This window comes from Pseudomonas prosekii (genome assembly GCF_900105155.1).
GTDB lineage: Bacteria > Pseudomonadota > Gammaproteobacteria > Pseudomonadales > Pseudomonadaceae > Aquipseudomonas > Aquipseudomonas prosekii.
Window position 1 is genome coordinate 5,352,770 of record NZ_LT629762.1, and the last position, 19,384, is coordinate 5,372,153.

Below are 19,384 nucleotides of genomic sequence, written 5' to 3' on the forward strand. Positions count from 1 at the left end.
ATGGAACGTCTATCACTGGCCGTGGAAGCGGCACCGCTGGACTGTGTACCTTCACGCTTTAGCAGCGAGCAATTGGCCCAGGCACGTTCGCGAGCCAGCACTTGCGGCGAACGGATGCTCGACGCCCTCGGCGTGTTGTCAGATCTGCCGCCGATGGCGTTTATCCAGTGCCTCGGCGCCACCCTGCATTACCCGGTGCTCGACACCGACACGCTGTTCCAGGCCACCCCGGTATTTGACCGGGTCACGCTGGCCCAATGCATCAAACGCGAATTCATCCTGCTGCGCCACGACGACGCGGTGATCGGCGTTTTTGCCGACCCGTTCGACACCGCGCGCCTGGCCTGGATCGACGATTGCCTGCACGGCGCGCCGCTGTATCTGGTGCACGCCGATGACCTCAAGGCCTACCTGGCGCGGCACGAAGAAAGCTTCCACGCGGTGGAATCGCTCAACGCCCAGGCCGATGCCAATGTCGAAATCGACACCCTGCAAAGCCTGTCCCTGACCAGCATCAGCGAAGACGCCAGCGTGGTGGTCAAACTGGTTAACTCGACGCTGTATGACGCGCTGAAAATGCACGCCAGCGACATCCATCTCGGCACCACCGGCAGCGGCCTGGTGATCAAGTACCGGATCGACGGCGTGCTCAACAACATCAGCAAAATCCAGGGCAGCGAGTTCGCCGAGCAAGTGATTTCCCGGGTCAAAGTCATGGCCGAACTGGACATCGGCGAGAAACGCGTGCCGCAGGACGGTCGCTTCAAAATCGGCATCAGCGGCCGGCAGATCGACTTCCGGGTGTCGATCATGCCGAGCATTTTTGGCGAAGACGCGGTACTGCGGGTGCTCGACAAACAGGACCTCGCCGACAAGGTCAGCGGCGTGCAATTGCAGGCGCTGGGCTTTGAGGATGAAACCCTCAAGCAACTGCGCCGCCTCGCTGCCGAACCCTACGGCATGGTGCTGGTGACCGGCCCTACCGGCAGCGGCAAAACCACCACGCTGTACGCGATGATCACCGAGATCAACCACGGCGTGGACAAGATAATCACCATCGAAGACCCGGTCGAATATCAATTGCCGGGCGTGCTGCAAATCCCCGTTAACGAAAAGAAAGGCCTGACCTTTGCCCGTGGTCTGCGCTCGATCCTGCGGCACGACCCGGACAAGATCATGGTCGGTGAAATCCGTGACCCCGACACCGCGCAAATCGCCGTGCAATCGGCGCTCACCGGCCACTTGGTGTTCACCACCATTCACGCCAACAACGTGTTCGACGTGATTGGCCGTTTCACCCAAATGGAAATCGACCCGTACAGCCTGGTTTCGGCGCTCAACGCGGTGCTGGCGCAACGGCTGATCCGCCTGGTCTGCGCCAGTTGCAGCGCACCGAGCACTCCCAGCGACGATGAACTGCAAGCCTCCGGCCTCGACCCGCAGCAGGTCGCGCATTACCAGTTCGTCCACGGCAAGGGTTGCGGTCATTGCCGCGGCACCGGGTATCGCGGGCGCACGGCGATTGCCGAGCTGCTGCACCTGGACGACGAACTGCGGCAAATGATTGTCGAGCGCCAACCGATTTCGAAGATCAAGGCCCACGCCTGCAAACGTGGCTTGCGGCTGTTGCGCGAGTCGGCGCTGGAACTGGTGCAAGCAGGGCGGACCACGCTCGAGGAGATCAATCGTGTCACTTTTGTCTCGTGATCGTTATGTCGCCGTGCTCGGCGCCAGTGGTGTCGGCCTCGGTCAACGGCAGGGCAGCGAAACCCGCTGGCTCGGCAGCGTCGGGTTTATCGACGAAGGTTTTCATGCCTGGACCGTCGCCCTGGAAACCCTCGACCGCTTGCTCGCTGAACACGCGCGTGTCGGGGCTGAAGTGAGCGTGGTGGTGTCCGGGCATTTCAGCCGGTTTTGTCTGGTGCCGTGGAGCGACCAGATCAGCAGCCCCGAAGAACTGCGCGGCTTCGCCCAACTGTGTTTCGAAGACCTCTATGGCGTGCCCAACCAGCCGTGGAATCTGGTGTTGTCAGCCGAACCGGCCGGCCAAGACCGCGTTGCCGCCGCGCTGCCGCAAGACTTGCTCGAACGCCTGCGCACCCTCGCCAGCGGTCGCGGCTTGCGCCTGCGCTCGGTGCAACCGTATTTGATGGCGGCGTTCAATCACTTCGACAAAAGCCTGGATGCCGGGGACTTTCTGTTCATCGTCGCCGAACCGGTGCGCAGCGTATTGTTGCTGGCCCGCGAAGGGCGCTGGGCTTCGGTGCGCTCGGTTGGCAGCAGCGACAGCGATGTTGCGCTGATGGCGCTGATTGGTCGCGAACACCAGCTGCAAGCCTCGACCAGCGAACGCCCGTTGAGCGTTTACCTGCATGCCCCGGCGCGCCTGGATACGCCGCCAGAAGTGCCCGGCGTGCAGTTGAGAAACCTTGCCGAGGACCGCAGCACCGTACGGGATTGCCTGTACGTGATGTCGCGGGCGGTGGCCTGAGATGCGCGCCCTGACGCTCGACTTTCAGCCGTGCCGCCGCTCCGGTCCTTTGGGCTGGAGCCTGTTGGTCGCAGGCGTGGTGCTAGCGGTGGCGTGCTTCCTCGCCCAGCAACACCTCGACGACCAGGCCTCGCAACAACAAGGTCACTTGCAACACGCGCAACGCGAGCTCACCGGCGACAGCGGCAGCAAGGCTGGCCTGAGCCCGGCCGAAACACGCGAACAAGCGCAAAACCTCGCGGAAATGCGCAAGGTCTCGCAGCAACTGCGCCGCCCCTGGGAACGCCTGTTCGCCATGCTCGAAGGCCTGCCGCGTGAAGACATTGCCTTGTTGACCCTGACCCCGGATGCACGCAAGGGCCAAGTGCGGATCAGCGCCGAAGCGCGCGATCTGGAAGCCATGCTCGCCTTTCACCAACGTCTGGAAGCCAGCGACGAGCTGTCCGACGTGTCGCTGCTGAGCCACGAAATCGTCGCCAACGTTGCGGAACACCCGGTGCAATTCAACCTGTCGGCGACTTGGGAGATTGGCGATGCGAATCCCTAGACTGATCGTTCACGAATACCTGCAAGGCCTCGGTGTGCCGGGCCTGGCCGGGTTGGCGCTGCTGTTGTTGGCGCTGCTGTTTGCGCTGGCCGGGTTGCTGCCGGACTGGCAGTCGCTGCAAACCCTCAACCAGCAGACCCGCGAGGCCGGCGAGTACCTGGCCAAAGTCGAGGACGGCAGCGTCGCGCCGCCGGTCGCGCCGCAACGGCAACTGGATGATTTTCGCAGCAAGTTGCCGTCGCAGCCGCAAGCCACGGTGGCCATCGACAAAATCTACGCGTTGGCCGCGCAGGAGCACATCACCCTGGCGCGGGGCGAATATTCCCTCGGCGTCGACCCGAAAACTCATCTGGCGCGTTACCAGATTCTGCTACCGGTGCGCGGCAGCTATCCGCAATTGCGGCGCTTCCTGCACGCCTTGCTCGGCCAGTTGCCAGCGGTGGTGGTGGAAGACGTCGAGTTTCAACGCAAGAAGATCGCCGACACCGACCTGACCGGGCGGATCCGCATGACCCTTTACCTGTCGAGGTCGTGATGAACAGCAAACGTGTAGCAGGCTGGGTCGGGTTCTTCGCGGTGGCGGCGGGGTTGACCTGGTTGCCGGAATATTTTCAGGAAAACACCGCCGACGAGAACGCCGTTGCGACGCTGGCCACACCGGCCAAACGCAAGATTGCGCCCACACCGGCCAACGTCAAAGCGGCGCCGATCAAGGACCTCAGCCCCGCCGGCGACCTGTTTGCGACCCGTAGCTGGCGCGCCGCGCCGACCCTCGCGGTGGTCACCGAGCAACCTGTCACCGTCGCTGCGGTGGTGCAAACCCCAGTCGTGCCACCGATGCCGTTCCAGTTCGTCGGCAAGCTCGCCGACCGCGCCGACCTGCAAGTGTTTTTGCAGAACGGCGAAAAAATCTACGTCGTGCGCAAAGGGGATGTGATCGACGACACGTGGCGGATCGAGGGCATTTCCGATGTGGAATTGAGCCTGGTCTACCTGCCTCTGCACTTGGCCCAGACTTTGTCTGTGGGGAGCACGCAATGAACAGATCCCGTTTGCTGATGAGCCTGTGCCTGAGCACAGCGCTGGCCGCGTGCAGCTCGGCGCAAGTCGCCAACAAAGAGGCCTCCGACCTGATCGAACAAGGCCAGTACGAAGCCGGGCTGGCGCGTATCGAAGAAGGCCTGCGCGAAGACCCGCGTGATACCGAGCTGCACTTGCTGCTCAACAGCGGCCGCGCCAAAGCCGTTACCGCGTTGCTGACCGCCGGTGACACCGACCGCTCACGCCGCGATTTTGTCTCGGCGCGCCAGGCGTACGGGCGGGTGCTGACCATCGAACCGAACAATCGCCGCGCGCAGGATGCCTTGCGCCAACTCGACTACCTGCGCAGCCAGGATGAAAAACTCGAACTGGCCCGAGGAGACCTGCGCCGGGGCGACATTTACGGCGCCGACCGTCAGGTCAAACAGATCCTCGAACTTGACCCGAAAAACGACGGCGCGCTGGAGCTGCAAGGCAACATTCGCCTGGTGCAGAGCCGCAACGTGATTGCCTACCCACACCTGCGCACACGCCTTGATCGGCCGGTGACGCTGGAGTTTCGCGACGCCAACCTGAAGACCATTTTCGAAGTGCTGTCGCAAGTCGCCGGGTTGAATTTCATCTTCGACAAAGACCTGCGCCCGGACATGAAAGCGACGATTTTCGTGCGTGACGTGCGCATCGAAGACGCCGTGGAATTGCTGCTGCAACAGAACCAGTTGCACCAGAAAGTGGTGAACGAAAACACCTTGCTGATCTACCCGGACTCGCCGCAGAAGCTCAAGGATTACCAAGAGCTGGTGATGCGCACGTTTTACCTGACCAGCATCGATGCCAACACCGCGCTGAACATGATCAAAACCATGCTCAAGACCCGCGACGTGTTTGTTGATGAACGCCTGAATACCTTGACCATGCGCGACTCCGAAGACGCGATCCGCATGGCCGAAAAACTCCTGCAATCGCAAGATCAGTCCAACCCCGAAGTGGTGCTGGAAGTGGAAGTGATGGAAGTCGCCACCCAGCGCATTCTCGACCTCGGGCTGCAATGGCCAAACACCTTTGGTGTGGTCAACAGCGACGGTTCGGCGGTGACGCTGCTCGACCAATTGAAGGGCATCAACTCCAGCCGGATCTCCATTTCGCCGTCGCCGCAAGCCAAGATCAACGCGCAGGACAACGACATCAACACCCTGGCCAGCCCGGTGATCCGTGTGAGCAACCGCGAGCAGGCGCGCATCCACATTGGCCAGCGCGTGCCGATCATCAGCGCGACGTCGGTGCCATCCACACAAGGCCCGGTGATCACTGAAAGCGTTACCTACCTCGACGTCGGTCTGAAGCTCGAAGTGCAGCCGACCGTGCATTTGAACAACGAAGTGGCGATCAAGATTGCCCTGGAAGTGAGCAACGCGACGCCGCTGGAGCCGACCCGCCAAGGCACGATTCCGGTGCAAGTCGACACCCGCAACGCGCAGACCACCTTGCGCCTGCACGACGGTGAAACGCAGATTCTCGCGGGGTTGATGCGCAATGACCACGGCGCCACCGGCAACAAGATTCCGGGGCTGGGCGACATTCCGGGGCTGGGCCGCTTGTTTGGCAGCAACAAGGACACCGTCGGCAAATCCGAACTGGTGCTGTCGATCACCCCGCGCATCGTGCGCAACCTGCCGTATCAAAGCCCGTCGGACATGGAATTCCCCACCGGCACCGAAACCAGCATGCACATCCAGGCGCCTGACCGTGGCACGCCATCGACGGTGAATAACAACGTCATGGCCACGCCTGTGGCGTCGACCGTCAATGTTGTCGTCGAGAAGAATTGATCATGAACGCCTCCCAGCGCGGTTTTACCTTGATCGAAGTCGTGGTGACGCTGGCCCTGATCGGCCTGTTGGCCGGCATGGCCGCACCCTTGACCGAAACCGTGGTGCGCCGTGGCAAAGAGCAGGACATGCGTGCGGCGCTGTACCAGATTCGCGACGCCATCGACGCCTACAAACGCGCGTTCGATGCCGGTTATATCGAGAAGTCGCTGAACAGCAGCGGCTACCCGCCGAACCTGCAGGTGCTGGTCGAGGGCGTGCGCGATGTGCGCAGCGCCAAGGGTGCCAAGTTCTACTTTTTGCGCCGGGTGCCGCACGACCCGCTGACCCCGGCCAAACGTGACGATGAAGGTGGCTGGGGCCTGCGCTCCTATGACAGTTCGGCGCAGAACCCGCGCGAAGGCGAGGACGTCTTCGACGTCTACTCCAAGGCCCGGGGCAAGGGTCTCAACGGCATTGCCTACCGCGAGTGGTGAACCTATGAACAAGCGCTGCGAGAAGGGTTTTACCTTGCTGGAATTGATGGTGGTCATGGCGATTATCGCCACGCTGATGACCATTGCCTTGCCCCGCTATTTCACCAGCCTGGAAGCCTCGAAAGAGACCACGCTGCGCCAGAGTCTGTCGGCGATGCGCGAGGCGCTGGATCACTATTACGGCGACACCGGGCGCTATCCCGATTCCATCGAGCAGTTGGTGGAAAAGCGCTATCTGCGCAATCCGCCGACCGACCCGATTGCCGAGCGCAAAGACTTGTGGGTGCTGGTCGCGCCACCGGACGGCGTGCCGGGCGCGGTGGCCGATATCAAAAGCGGCGCGAGCGGGAGGGCGAGTGATGGCAGCCTTTACTCCGAGTGGTAAGCCTGTGGGTGGTAAGCCTGCGGGTGGAAACCTGTGGCAACTGAGGCTCTTGTGGCGAGGGGGCTTGCCCCCGTTCGGCTGCGCAGCAGTCGAAAAACCGGTAACTGCGGTTTGTTTGACAAAACCACAGTTGGCGCCGCTGCGCGACCCGACGGGGGCAAGCCCCCTCGCCACAGCAACCCCCCTCGCCACGGGGAAACAGCATTGCCGCAATGAAGGCGGTTTCACTTATCTGGGCGTGCTGTTTCTGGTGGCGCTGATGGGCATGGGCCTGGCCAGTGCCGGGCAGTTGTGGTCGACCGCGTCCAAACGTGATCGCGAGCGTCAGTTGCTCTGGGTCGGCACTCAATACGCGCAGGCGTTGCGCAGCTATTACCGCAGTTCGCCGGGCGTGGCGCAGTACCCCAAAGAACTCGCCGATCTGTTGCAGGATGAGCGTTTTCCCTCGGCCAAACATCATCTGCGCCAGTTGTACCCGGACCCGATGGGCGGCGGCGAATGGTCGCTGATGCGCGGGTTTGATGGGCGCATCACTGGTCTGTACAGCGCTGCCACGGACACGCCGCTCAAGCAGACGGATTTCCCCACGCAGTGGTCGGATTTCGTCGGCATGGCCAGTTACAAGGATTGGCAATTCGTCGCCGAAAAGGCGTTTCTGGAAGGCGCTTCCGGCCCGACAAAAGCGCAGTCGGCGAAATCCCCAGGGGTGGCGCCATGAACAGATATTGCCTGGCGTTGCTGCTGATGTTGATGCCTCCGTTGGCCTCGGCCGGCGCAGAGGACGAAATGATGGGCTTCGTCGTCGACGACACCATCTCGCACATTGGCCACGACTTTTACTACTCGTTCACCGAACGCCTGCGCGCCACCAGCCCGATGGATTTCAACCTGGTGGTGCGCGAACGACCCTCGGCACGCTGGGGCAGCCTGGTGACCGTGGAATATCAGCAACGCCTGGTTTACCGGCGCTTCCTGCCGCCGAACACCGTCGAGCTCAAAGAGGAGGCGTACAACGCCGCCGACTGGGTTCGCCGGCAGATCGTGCAGCGCAAGCTCGAAGCGTTATTGCAGGACACCACCGACCTGGAGAAGGACGAATTATGAACAAGAAAACGTTCTCACAGCGCACCGGCATCTGGCTTGTCGGGCTCGGCAGCTGCGGCTTGGTCAGCGCCACTGAGCTGGTCTATACGCCGATCAATCCGTCTTTCGGCGGCAACCCGTTGAACGGCACCTGGCTGCTCAACAATGCCCAGGCGCAAAACGATTACGACGACCCTGACCTGAAAAACTGCTCGGCGATTGCCGGTACTTCGGCGCTGGAGCGGTTCACCAGTCAGTTGCAATCGCGGTTGCTCGGGCAACTGCTGGACAACATCTCCACGGGCAACACCGGGAGCCTGTCCACAGACAGTTTTATCGTCAACGTCATCGACGACTCCGGCGCACTGAGCATTGAAGTGACCGATCGAGTGACCGGTGAAATTTCGGAAATCCAGGTCAACGGCCTCAACCCTTGATCGGGTTCGGGCTGCCGGGGAGCGAATGACATGAAAAGAATAATCGCGTTAGGGCTGATGTTGGCGGCACTACAGGGTTGCAGTTTGCGCGACACCATGCCGGCCGAGCAGGACACCGAGTCGCCGACCCTGACACCGCGGGCGTCGACTTATTACGACTTGTTGAAGATGCCACGGCCCAAGGGGCGCTTGATGGCGGTGGTGTATGGCTTTCGGGATCAGACCGGGCAGTACAAACCGACGCCGGCCAGTTCATTTTCGACCAGCGTCACCCAGGGCGCGGCGAGCATGTTGATGGATGCGTTGCAGGCCAGTGGCTGGTTTGTGGTGCTGGAACGTGAGGGGCTGCAGAACTTGCTGACCGAACGCAAGATTATTCGCGCCTCGCAGAAGAAGGAAAATACCCCGGTGAATATCCAGGGTGAGTTGCCGCCGTTGCAGGCTGCGAACCTGATGTTGGAGGGCGGGATTATTGCGTATGACACCAATGTGCGCAGTGGCGGGGAGGGTGCGCGGTATTTGGGGATTGATATTTCGCGTGAGTATCGGGTGGATCAGGTGTCGGTGAATTTGCGTGCGGTGGATGTGCGCAGTGGGCAGGTGCTGGCGAATGTGATGACGAGCAAGACGATTTATTCGGTGGGGCGTAGTGCCGGGGTGTTCAAGTTTATTGAGTTCAAGAAGTTGCTTGAGGCTGAGGTGGGTTATACGACGAATGAGCCGGCGCAGTTGTGTGTGTTGTCGGCGATTGAGGCGGCGGTGGGGCATCTTTTGGCGCAGGGGATTGAGCGGCGTTTGTGGCAGGTGGCGGGGGATAATTCGGTGCCTGCGCGGGATGAGGTTCTGGAGCGGTATTTGTCTCAGAACAAAGTGGTTGAGGAGGGTGAGGGGGAGTGAGTCGAGGCGGCCTTCGGGCCGACCTGGCTGGTGGGTGGTTTGTGTGTATATCCGTTATTTGGGGGCGGGCCGCTGGCGGTTTCGCTCTTACAGCGAGTGACTTTTTCAGACGCCAAAAAGTAACCAAAAGGCTTTGCCCCGGCGTTCGGCCCCTCGCTTGGGCTCGGGGTTCCTTCGCTCCGGGGTCGATCTGGGGGCATCGCCTACGGTCTGCTTCGCTACGACCTCCTCTCGATGCGTTCGGCTTCGCCAAACGGCGCTTCGCGCCCACCCCCAGATCAACCCCTCCACTCAGCCTGCCGAAGGGGCAACAGGGCAAGATCAAGAGCTGCAGGCGAGCTAACGCTCGGCCTGTTGAGTGGTGAAAAGCACAGCGGATTGCCTTTGATTTCGCCCTTGTAGGAGTGAGGCTTGCCCGCGAAGGCGTCCTGACAGACGACCTGTTTCCCCCAAACACACCCAACCCCCCTGTAGGAGCAAGGCTTGCCCGCGAAGGCGTCCTGACAGACGACCTGGTTTCCCCCGAACACACCCAAACCCCCCCTGTAGGAGCAAGGCTTGCCCGCGATGGCGCCCTGACAGACGACCTGTTTTCCCCAAACACACCCAACCCCCTGTAGGAGCAAAGCTTGCCCGCGATGGCGTCCTGCCAGACGACCCGGTTTCCCCAAACACCCCAAAATCCCCCTGTGGGATCGAGCTTGCTCGCGATGACTCCCCCCCAGCCAACCCAACTCCCCCGAATGTACCCAACCCAACTGTAGAAGCGAGCCTGCTCGCGATACCACCCAACCAAACACCACCAACCCCCCACCCACAAAAAAACCGTGCCCTGTTCCAGCAGCACGGTTTTTCTTATCCAACAATTTACTGCTGCAAAACGCTCGCCTGGTTGGCCGAACCAAACTGTTGCACGGTGGCCATTTGTGTCACGCCGCTTTGGTCGACGGTGGCCATGTTGCCGGCGCCGCCCTGGGTGACGTAGGCGACGTTCATGGTGTCGGCCTGTTTGACGCTGATTTGGTTGTCACTGCCATACAGTTGCGCGGTGTAGGCCTGGTTGCCGGTGCCGGACTGGTCGAATTCGGCGCTGTTGCCGCTGCCGGCGGAGGTGCCCTGGATCAGGTTGGTGGTGCCGCGCTGGTCGGCGATGAGGATGTTGTCGCTGCCGTTCTGGTCGAAGTACAGCTCGTTGTAGCTGTCGGCCTGGCTGACGGTGGTTTTGTTGCCGGAGCCGGTCTGGTTGGTGGTCATGATCTGGCCGACGCCGTCCTGTTTGAAGCTTGCGACGTTGGCAGTGCCGTTCTGGTTGATGGTGGCGCGCTGGTTGCTGCCGAATTGGCCGCCCAGTTGCGGGCCTTGCCAGTTGCTGGCGTGGACTTTGTTGCCGTTGCCCACCGAGGTCGCGTTGAGCACGTGGCTGTCGCCGCTTTGGTAGGTGAAGTGGACGTTGCCGGTGCCTTGCTGATACAGCGCGACGGTTGAACCGATCGATTCGAACTGGTCGGCATAGATCGCGTTCAGATCGCCGACTTGCAACACCTGCGCGACGTTGTTTTCGCCAAAGCTCTGGTCGACCACGGTTTCGTTGGTTTGCCCGTATTGGTTGACGGTAGCCTGGCTGGCAACTTGGCTGTCTTGCCAGACTTCGGTGCCGTTGAAGTCGCCGAACTGGTTGATGGTCAGCGTGCCGCCGTCGCCGTTGCGCTGGTCGCCGTAGGCGTAGTTGCCTTCGCCGGCCTGGTTGATGCCGATCTGCCCGCCGAGGTGGTTGATGTGTTCGGCGGTGCCGTAGTTGGTAGTGCCGTACTGGATGACCGTCGCGTTGTTGGCGATGCCCATCTGGATCTGTTCGATGTTGGCTTCGTTGCCGTCACCGAACTGCAAGGTCTGCGCGGTGTTGGCTTCCTGCGATTCCTGATAAATGAACGAGAAGTTGCCGCTGCCTTGCTGTTGCTGCAGCGCCTGGTTTTCGCCGAGGCCGATCGACTGGCTGGCGTGGCTGGTATTGAACGCGCCGATTTGCTGCTGGACGATGCCGCTGCCGTTTTCGAACAACTGCTCGGCGTAACCGGCGTTGAAATCGCCGGCCTGGTCCTGGGTGATGGTGCCGGTGGCGGTGTCCTGTTTGGCGGCGGCGTCGTTGCCTTCGCCGAGTTGCTGTTGGGTGGCTGTGCTGAACGGCGCAGCGGTTTGTTTGACGTCGGCGATGTTGGCGGTGCCGAGCTGGTTTTGCGTGGACAGGCTGTCATCGGCCATGGCCTGGGCACTGATCATGACCAGGATGGCGGCGGTGAGGGGCGTCAATTTGAACATGATAAAACCTCCAGGTTGTTGCAGTGCTTAGCGATATTGTTTGACCGAAACGCTCATGCCGTTCCCCGCTTGGGTCACGGCGCTGGACAGCCCGGTGCCGGCCTGGTCGATGCTGGCGTCGTTGTTATTGCCGTTCTGCGAAATCTGCGCGCGGTTGTGGCTGCCGGTCTGAGTGATCGACGCATCGTTGCCATAACCTTGCTGAGTGATCTGCGCCATCAGGTCGCTGCCCTGTTGCAGGATGTAGGCTTCCTGATTGCTCCCCGACTGAACGATGCGCCCGAGCAGCGACTGGCCGTTCTGTTGCAACAACGCGACGTTGGCCTGGCCGTTCTGATCGATCAGCGCGTGCTGGCCGACTGGCGGTGGCAACTCGCCGAGGTCGGCGCTGGGTGCCAGGTCGTCGTTTTCCATCAAGTCGTCGGCGCGCACGCCTGTACCGCTGCAAAGCAGAAGCAGGCAGAGCAGGGCGGCGGTCGGCGTTTTCATGGCGTTGTCCTGTGGGAAGTGGCCTGCCCCACTGACCGCAAAGGCCAGTGGGGCGGGGGCTTATTGCACGGTGACGTTGACCGTGCGTTGCGTGCCTTGGGACGAGCGGATGGTCGCAGTCGGGTTGGCCGACGGGATCACCGTGGTGCTGTTGCTCACCGTCAGCCGCCAGCGACCGGTCACCGGCACCGTGGTGGTGCCCAATGTCACCAGCCCGGTCGGGGTGGTCACTTGAACGGTGATGGTGTTGCCGGTGGTCACCGAGGAGGTGCCGGTGAAGTCCCAATTGAAGCGGTTGTTGGAACGGGCCTGGACCGTCGCCGCGGTGACTGCGAAGTTTTCCGCAGCAGGGCGTGGCGAGACTTGCACCGTGACCGTCGCCGGTGTCGACAGCGCGCCGAAAGCGTCCCTGGCGATGTAGCTGAAGGTCGTGGTGAACGCCGTGGTGACCGTGGCTGGCGGCGTGTACGTAATCACGCTGCCGTCAGTGCTGACGGTGCCGCGACCGGCCGCTGGTTGGGTCAGGCTGGCGACGGCCAGCGGTACGTTGCCTTCCGGATCGGTGTCGTTAGCCAACACGTTGATCGGGATCGCCACGCCGAGCGTCGCGATGCTGTCGGCGACGGCCACCGGCGACTGGTTCGGCGCCACAGTGATGGTCACGGTCGCCGCAGCGCTCGAGGCCAGGCCTTTGACGTCTTGAGCCTTGTAGGTGAAGGTCGTGGTCAGCGGGGCATTGACCACGGCTGGCGGGGTGTAAACCACCGCGGTGCTGCCGCTTAATGCCACGGTGCCCTGGCCGGCGGCCGGTTGGGTCAGCGCGGTGATGCTCAGCGGCGTGTTGCCGTCCGGGTCGCTGTCGTTGGCCAGCAGGTTGAGGGTGATCGGCACACCGAAACTGGTGCTGCCGCTATCGGCGACCGCCAGTGGCGCTTCGTTCTCGCCAGTATTCGGCGCCGCGCCGACCACCACGACAGGCTCGGTGTCACTGCCGCCCGCGGCAGATTTGATCGTCACGGTGGCCGGTGGCTGCAGCAGATCAGCAACCGTCAGGCGTTGCAGCGTGCCGGACTTCGACAGCCGTCCGTAACCCTGCGCGACCATGTCCGGGACCACCACTTCGTCACTCGACGAGGCTTCGATCAGCAGGCTGTGGTTGGCCCAGTTATAACGAGCGGTCTGCACTTTCACCACGTCGGTGACTTTGCTCGATACCGCGGTGGGCCGGGTGGTGCCGGTCGGATTGGTCGCGGTCACGACCACCACCGGAGGCACCGGACCGTTGAACAGCCGCTGGGCGAAGAACAGGCCGCTGTTGTCGCCGGTCATGTTGATCAGGCACGGTGACGGCGGCGGTCCGACCACCAGCGCCACGGTTTCGCGGAAGCACAGGCTGGAGCTGTTGGCCGATTTGCCAAAGACCTCGACGCGCGTGCTGTTGCCCGTGCCCGAGGACGTGCGGCGATAGGTGGCGCGGTCGATTTCGACGTCCGTTTGCGCGCGGTTGTCGAGGACTTTGCCGGACACCGTGAACAGGTTGGTCTGGATCGTCCCGGCCGGGCCCTGAATGCGCACGAAGTTGGTGTTGTTGGGGCTGCCGGTCACCGGCTCGTTGAGGTTCGGGTCGCCGACGAAGGTGTCCACCGCGCCGGTGTCCGGGTTCACTTCGGTGTAAGGGCCGTTGACGCTGCGCAGGAACGGACCGATGTCGCCGTTGAGCGCGCCGCTGAAATTGCCCGGTGCGCCAATGCCGATGTCGCGGGTGATGTTGATCGCGCGGCGGCCCGGCGTGGTGACGTTGACCGTTTCCACGCCGTACGGGTGGGTGACGGTGTAGACCCCGGCGGTCGGCACCGAGATGCGCAGGCGAATCCGCGCGAAGGACACTTGGTCGCCATCGACCACGGCTTCGCCACCGAACGCCGCTTCGATGGCGGCGACGTACACTTCCAGTTCATAACCGCTGTTGCCGACTTGCGGGATGGCCGTTTCGGCGACGAACCAGAAGGCTTCGCCTGGCCAGTTGTCCGGGAACACCATCGGCTGGGCATCGTCATAAACGCCCGGTTCCGCGCCGAGCAAACACATGTACGACGGCGGCGTGGTGGCCGGCACTCGCGAGCTCGCGGCGCGCGACTGGCACAGCTCCATCGACAGTTGATTGTTGTCCTGATACCACATGGGGAATTTCCCCGTGGCAAAGGTATGAGGGCCGGGATCGACAGCGGCGAGTTGGGCGAAAGCGCTGCCGGACAGCGATAAAGTCAGTCCCAGGGCGTTGAGCGCCAGGCGTGGCCAATTGTTCATGATGCCTCCTGATGAGGATCTGCGCATGTGAGCGTTCATTGCACGATGACCACTTCTTCGGTATCGCTGCCGCCATTGGATGACGTCACCCGAACCCTGGACGGTGGAATCGGCGAGATCCCGGTGGCCAGGGTTTTCACCGCACCTTCGCCACTCAGCGCGCCAATTGCGGCCCCGCTGGCGGAGGTCGCGGTGAGCACCGGCGGCGAGGTTTCATCGCTGGTCGAAGCCACGAGCGTCAGTTGCCCGGAGCTCAGGCTGTACTCGGCGCGCTGGATGACCACCAGGTCGGTGAGCGTCATCGACAAGGTGGTCGGCGTGCTGGTCGGGATCGCCAGCGAGTTGTCGGCGGTCACCTGCACGCTGCTCGGCAAGCTCGGGTTGAGCGCCGATTGCGCGTACCAGTTGCCGGTGGTGTTGGCTTCGCTCATGTTCAGCAACGGTCTGCTGCTGGACACCACGGCGGTGGCGGGCGGCGGTGGCGCCATGACGAAGATGTCCTGCTGCGCCACAGGGGCGCTTTCACCGGCCTTGCGTGAGTAAGTGCTGCGCTGGGTGATCATTGGCGTCGGCCGCACCACCGTCGACAACTTGCCGGAAATCGCAAACAGCGTGGTCCGCAGGTCGAGGCCGTTCGGTCCTTCGATGCGCACGAAGTTGGTGTTGAACGGGCTGCCGGTGACGGCTTCCTCGATGTTCGGATCACCGATGAATTGCTCGGCCGCGCCGGTCACTGGATTGGTCTCGGTGTACGGGCCATTGGCGCTGCGCAAGAACGGCCCGACGTCGCCCCGCAGTGCGCCGTCGTAGGTTTTCGGTACGCCGATGCCGATGTCGCGCGTCATGTTGATCGCCCGCCGCCCCGGCACCGGAACGTCAAACACGTCGACCCCGTAAGGATGGGTGACGACATAGGTGCCGGCGGTGGGCACGTCGATGCGAATGCGCACACGGGCGAAACTGATCTGGTCACCCTCGACCGGTTCTTCCGCGGCGAACGCCGCTTCGATGGCCGTGCCGAACGACAGGTCAATGCCGCGTGCAGCATCGACGATGGTCGCATCGGCGGTGAACCAGAAGGCTTCGTCGGGGAAGTTGGTCGGGAAGACCACCGGTTGCGCGTCGTCAAACACGCCCGGCGCCGGCAGCAGGTTGCACATGTAAGTCGGCGCGCCCGGCGCACCGGGCACCCGCGAACTGACGGCTTTGGACAGGCACAGGTCGAGCGTTCGGCCGTGGGTGTCCTGATACCAGGCGGCAAACGAGCCGTTGGCTGGCAGATAAGGGCCTGGATCAACAGCGAACAGCGCCGCTTCGGCAACGCCCAGGGCTTGAGCGGTAACCACCAGCGCAATCGCGGTTTTGGACAGTAAAGGGTGCATGAGTAATCCCTCTATCGGAGTGCCTGCCCCTTGGAGACGGGTCAGTTGAGGGGGCTAGCGCAAATTGCATACCAAACACGCGCAATCGCCGGGAAAGGCCCGAGGTACAGGGTTACGCGGGGACGAAGAGGTTTGATGGCAGGACGATTGAAGCGGGCGAGTGTCCCCAGGATTGGGGGCGGTGGGGCGGTGGGGCGGTGGGGAATGGGGGAAGTCCGGTGGGGGTTGGCCGACCGGAGATTTCACCGTTACTTGATCAGGCGGGTGTCCAGTGCGAAACGTTCCTGGGACACAAGCTTGAATTGCTCAGCGGCCAGATCGCAGCTCACCAGCAGATTCCACGAGTGCCGGGTCACGGCTGAAGGGATCAGCACGAAGGGATGTTCGGTCAAAAAATTATCGGCAAACCGCTGCTGATTGAGCGAGGGCAGGGAGGGAATGAGCCAGTTCGGATTTGGCACATCATCGGGCTGGATGACTTTAATGGTGGACGGGTCGAGTACCTGGAAGCAGGTCAGCACGTGCGGGACCCTGTCCAGCGTATCGAAGCCGACATGCACCGCCACTTCCAGAATGGCGGTCGAGGGGTCCGCCGACGCGTAGATGACCCGGCGCCCGGGCGGGTTCCAGCGACCACCGGAGGCTTGCGCGCAGAGGCCGCTGTCCCACGACTCCTTGAATACCTCGCGATCCAGGCGCCAAGCGTGCCAAGTGCCGTCCCATGGCAAAGCATTCATTGATAAACCCCGTGTTCAATCCGTGTCAGGTAACCCTCGACCACCAGGTAGCCCAGCGCGTTGTCGATCAATAACAACGGGATGTTTCCGTCCAGGTATTTGCAGGGCTTTTTCAGCCAGTCCTCGGCCAATGACTGACTGCCGAACACGTTGATCGCGTGTTCCAGCGTCTGTGCGTATTGAAACGCAACGGTACTTTGCTGCTGATTCAAGCGCACTGTGGCGGTCTCTTTGGTCAAGCGCTGGACAGTCCTCACGGATTTACCGGTGATGCGTTCGACCAGACCGCTGGCCATGTACAGCGCGGAGATTTCGAGCATTTCGCGGACGTCGCTCAAGTCGAAACCTTCTTGTGTGTAGCGAATAATCTCCAGTGGGGTGTCACTTTTACGGCCATGCAGCAGGACTTCCGTCGGTGTTTTGCTGACTTTGGCTACGGCGCTCCGCCGGCCTGCGGGGCGGGATTTATCGCCGGTTGATGTGTCTGCGGTATTGGTTGCGGACATGTTGATGACCTCTCGCGACATTTGACGCGATGATAGCGCCAAATGTCGCAGTTGCGGTAAATGAGTTTTGATTTTCTTGATGGGTGGTGATGTCGAGGGGGGGACGCCCGTTGGGTTGCGCAGCAGCCCCAAAACCTGTGATCGCGTTTTTCCTGAAGAACCGCGACAGTTTTATTGGGGCTGCTTCGCAGCCCAACGGGGGTAAACCCCCTCGCCACGGGGGCTGTGTTTTTTCATGAGGGTTTTGTCGGGCTGACAGCAGTCGTTGTGCATGTCTTTTAGCTATCTGCTCCGACGCCGCAATTTCCCCTGACGAAATAAACAACCTGTGGCGAGGGGGTTTACCCCCGTTGGGTTGCGCAGCAACCCCCCAAACCTGTGATCGCGTTTTTCCTGACACACCGCGACGGCTTTATTGGGGCCGCTGCGCAGCCCAACGGGGGTAAACCCCCTCGCCACGGGGGCTGTGTCTTCTCATAAGAATTTGTTGGTGTGACGGTATTCGTCGCGCAGGTCTTTAGCTATTGCCCGGACCCCTCATATTCCCCTGACGAAATAAACACCCTGTGGCGAGGGGGTTTACCGCCGTCGGGTTGCGCAGCAACCCCCAAACCTGCGATCGAGTTTTTCCTGAAGAACCGCGTAAGCTTCATTGGGGCCGCTTCGCAGCCCAACAGGGGTAAACCCCCTCACCACAGGATGTTTCGTCAGCGGGACGGGGGGATTTCCTTAGCTTGCTCGCATTGGGGCAAACCCCAAACTGTGGGCTATAACCCTATAGGGAAACCGCCTGGGTCATCGTCCATGAAACTGCACGCACAAACGCTTCGGCCCGAGGAGGGCGACGTTCGCTTGAGCACGCGCAAGCAGCCGTTCAATCTGCTGCGCTGGTTTTCGCTGATCAGCATGGGCGTGATTGCCACGGTCGCGGTGGCGTTGGGGGCGGTGTCGACGCAGTTTGTGATTACCGAAAGCGTGCAGCGCGATGCCCTGCTGACCTCGCAATTCATTCAGGCGATCGCCTCGGCCGAGGTGCGCCACGTGGCGATTCCCAATGTGCGGACCATGGGCGAACTGCTCGATCCGCGCCAGGACAAAGATTTCCCCGACGTTGACCCCGCCGCACGCGCCAATGCCCGGGGGGAGTTTCTTGATCACATCGCGCACTTGCCGGACGTGCTGCTCGCTAATATCTACGCACCCGACCGGCGGGTGATCTGGTCCACCAACCCGGCGCTCGTTGGCACCACCATCCATGTCGACGAAGACCTCGACCACGCGTTCGAATACAAAGTGCCGGTGTCCGCCAGTTATCACGACATCGACGAAGGGCGGATGGAGCAGAAATTCATCACGCCGCCGGATTACATCTTTATCGAAAACTACATCCCGCTGTTCGACGCCGACGGCAAAAACGTCACCGCCATGGTCGAGATCTACAAGGAACCCAAAGACCTGATCGGCCGCATCGGCCGAGGGCTGGTGCTGATCTGGCTGGCCACGGCACTCGGCGGCGGCCTGATTTACCTGGGTTTGTACTGGATCGTGCGGCGCGCGGCGATCCTCTTGGCGCAGCAACAAAAACTGCTGATTACCAACGAAACCTTTGTCGCCCTCGGCGAGATGTCGTCGGCCGTCGCCCACAGCCTGCGCAATCCGTTGGCGACCATCCGTTCCAGCGCCGAACTGGCGCTCGAGCTCGGCGCCGGCCCGGCGCATAAAAACATCAACGACATCATTGGTCAGGTCGATCGCATGTCGAAATGGGTCCGCGAATTGCTGCAATCGCTGCGACCGCTCAACGACGATGCCGAGCCGGTCAACCTCGTCGCGGCGATCCACGACAGCCTGATGGCGTTCGAGCAGCAAATTACCCGCGCCGGGGTCAAAGTAGAGTTCAACCCGCAGCAGACGCCGATGGTCCTCAGCCAGCACATGCAACTCACGCAAATCCTCAACAGCCTGATGGCCAACGCTTTGGAAGCCATGGACAAGGGCGGTAAGCTCACCATCACCCTCGAACCGACCGATGCGCGCGGCGTGTGCGTGGTGCTCAGCGACACCGGCAAAGGCATGAGCGAAGAACAGCGCAAAATGGCCTTCCGGCCGTTTTTCACCACCAAGACTGGCGGCCTCGGCGTAGGGCTGGTGCTGGTCAAACGCATCATGGAACGCTTCGGCGGCGGCGTCGCGCTCGGCAGCCGCGAGGGCGAGGGCACGTGCGTGCGCCTGTCGTTCAAACTCGTGCCCTGAAACGGGGAAAGAGCGTTCCCCACAAACGGGTGTGATTGCCCACCGCGACACCGTTAGCCGCCTACCAAAAGTCATAAGCCGTTGTTTGATCAGGCGTCCTAACAGGAGTGAGCGCCGGTGAAAGACATGGCGAGGTAATTGCAAATCAGCAGTACCGAGGCACGACGTCGAGAAGGCTGGCGATGGACACGATAATGTCTCGCAAGCA

At 61.9% G+C, this 19,384-nt stretch carries 19 protein-coding genes; 13 read left to right on the forward strand and 6 right to left on the reverse strand.

The genetic code is table 11. The annotated features are described in order from the left end of the window. The 12 genes from BLU01_RS24150 to BLU01_RS24205 all read left to right on the forward strand — a co-directional run bounded on the left by BLU01_RS24150 (position 1) and on the right by BLU01_RS24205 (position 9,186). Entirely contained in the window at positions 1-1,707 is a 1,707-nt protein-coding gene (locus BLU01_RS24150) for a GspE/PulE family protein (RefSeq protein ID WP_092280191.1), read from the forward strand. Next, positions 1,688-2,491 carry a hypothetical protein gene (locus BLU01_RS24155; RefSeq protein WP_092280193.1) on the forward strand — a complete coding sequence of 268 codons (804 nt, stop codon included), beginning with the start codon at positions 1,688-1,690 and terminating at the stop codon, positions 2,489-2,491. The genes BLU01_RS24150 and BLU01_RS24155 overlap by 20 nt, the downstream gene beginning before the upstream one ends. 1 nt (position 2,492) lies before the next feature. Next, positions 2,493-3,038 (forward strand): PilN domain-containing protein, encoded by a 546-nt coding sequence (locus BLU01_RS24160; protein ID WP_092280195.1) that lies wholly within the window; start codon positions 2,493-2,495, stop codon positions 3,036-3,038. Continuing rightward, a complete protein-coding gene (locus tag BLU01_RS24165) occupies positions 3,025-3,573 on the forward strand; it encodes a GspMb/PilO family protein (RefSeq protein WP_092280197.1) in 549 nt (182 codons plus the stop codon). Before BLU01_RS24160 ends, BLU01_RS24165 begins: the two co-directional genes overlap by 14 nt. Then, positions 3,573-4,079: a hypothetical protein gene (locus BLU01_RS24170; protein WP_092280199.1), complete on the forward strand. Its 507-nt coding sequence runs from the start codon at positions 3,573-3,575 to the stop codon at positions 4,077-4,079. Before BLU01_RS24165 ends, BLU01_RS24170 begins: the two co-directional genes overlap by 1 nt. Further along, positions 4,076-5,908, forward strand: a complete 1,833-nt coding sequence (locus BLU01_RS24175) for a secretin N-terminal domain-containing protein (RefSeq protein WP_092280201.1) — start codon at positions 4,076-4,078, stop codon at positions 5,906-5,908. The genes BLU01_RS24170 and BLU01_RS24175 overlap by 4 nt, the downstream gene beginning before the upstream one ends. A 2-nt stretch (positions 5,909-5,910) precedes the next feature. After that, positions 5,911-6,384, forward strand: a complete 474-nt coding sequence (locus BLU01_RS24180; protein ID WP_092280203.1) for a type II secretion system protein — start codon at positions 5,911-5,913, stop codon at positions 6,382-6,384. A 4-nt stretch (positions 6,385-6,388) separates the two neighbouring features. Beyond that, on the forward strand, positions 6,389-6,769 hold the full coding sequence (locus tag BLU01_RS24185; protein WP_092280205.1) for a type II secretion system protein: 381 nt from the start codon (positions 6,389-6,391) through the stop codon (positions 6,767-6,769). A 259-nt stretch (positions 6,770-7,028) separates the two neighbouring features. Further along, positions 7,029-7,487, forward strand: a complete 459-nt coding sequence (locus BLU01_RS24190) for a type II secretion system protein (RefSeq protein ID WP_231987185.1) — start codon at positions 7,029-7,031, stop codon at positions 7,485-7,487. Continuing rightward, positions 7,484-7,873 (forward strand): curli production assembly/transport protein CsgE, encoded by a 390-nt coding sequence (gene csgE, locus BLU01_RS24195; RefSeq protein WP_092280207.1) that lies wholly within the window; start codon positions 7,484-7,486, stop codon positions 7,871-7,873. Before BLU01_RS24190 ends, csgE begins: the two co-directional genes overlap by 4 nt. Beyond that, positions 7,870-8,289, forward strand: a complete 420-nt coding sequence (locus tag BLU01_RS24200) for a curli assembly protein CsgF (RefSeq protein ID WP_092280209.1) — start codon at positions 7,870-7,872, stop codon at positions 8,287-8,289. Before csgE ends, BLU01_RS24200 begins: the two co-directional genes overlap by 4 nt. Before the next feature lie 30 nt (positions 8,290-8,319). Further along, positions 8,320-9,186: a CsgG/HfaB family protein gene (locus BLU01_RS24205; RefSeq protein ID WP_092280211.1), complete on the forward strand. Its 867-nt coding sequence runs from the start codon at positions 8,320-8,322 to the stop codon at positions 9,184-9,186. Positions 9,187-10,053: 867 nt separating this feature from the next. Here the strand turns inward: BLU01_RS24205 and BLU01_RS24210 are convergent. From BLU01_RS24210 to BLU01_RS24235, 6 genes are all read right to left on the reverse strand, one after another. Beyond that, the gene (locus tag BLU01_RS24210) at positions 10,054-11,502 is read right to left on the reverse strand and encodes a curlin (protein WP_092280213.1); all 1,449 of its coding nucleotides are present in this window, start codon (positions 11,500-11,502) and stop codon (positions 10,054-10,056) included. A gap of 27 nt (positions 11,503-11,529) precedes the next feature. Next, positions 11,530-11,991: a curlin gene (locus BLU01_RS24215; RefSeq protein ID WP_092280215.1), complete on the reverse strand. Its 462-nt coding sequence runs from the start codon at positions 11,989-11,991 to the stop codon at positions 11,530-11,532. 60 nt (positions 11,992-12,051) lie between these two features. After that, on the reverse strand, positions 12,052-14,298 hold the full coding sequence (locus BLU01_RS24220; protein WP_092280217.1) for an Ig-like domain-containing protein: 2,247 nt from the start codon (positions 14,296-14,298) through the stop codon (positions 12,052-12,054). 35 nt (positions 14,299-14,333) lie between these two features. Continuing rightward, entirely contained in the window at positions 14,334-15,680 is a 1,347-nt protein-coding gene (locus BLU01_RS24225) for a hypothetical protein (protein ID WP_092280219.1), read from the reverse strand. A 248-nt stretch (positions 15,681-15,928) separates the two neighbouring features. Next, entirely contained in the window at positions 15,929-16,417 is a 489-nt protein-coding gene (locus BLU01_RS24230) for an RES family NAD+ phosphorylase (RefSeq protein WP_092280222.1), read from the reverse strand. Continuing rightward, complete coding sequence (locus BLU01_RS24235) at positions 16,414-16,923, reverse strand: antitoxin Xre/MbcA/ParS toxin-binding domain-containing protein (RefSeq protein WP_092280224.1); 510 nt, start codon at positions 16,921-16,923, stop codon at positions 16,414-16,416. The genes BLU01_RS24230 and BLU01_RS24235 overlap by 4 nt, the downstream gene beginning before the upstream one ends. An 804-nt stretch (positions 16,924-17,727) precedes the next feature. Here BLU01_RS24235 and BLU01_RS24240 point away from each other — a divergent pair. Further along, a complete protein-coding gene (locus BLU01_RS24240) occupies positions 17,728-19,176 on the forward strand; it encodes a sensor histidine kinase (RefSeq protein WP_092280226.1) in 1,449 nt (482 codons plus the stop codon). Positions 19,177-19,384: the final 208 nt, after the last annotated feature.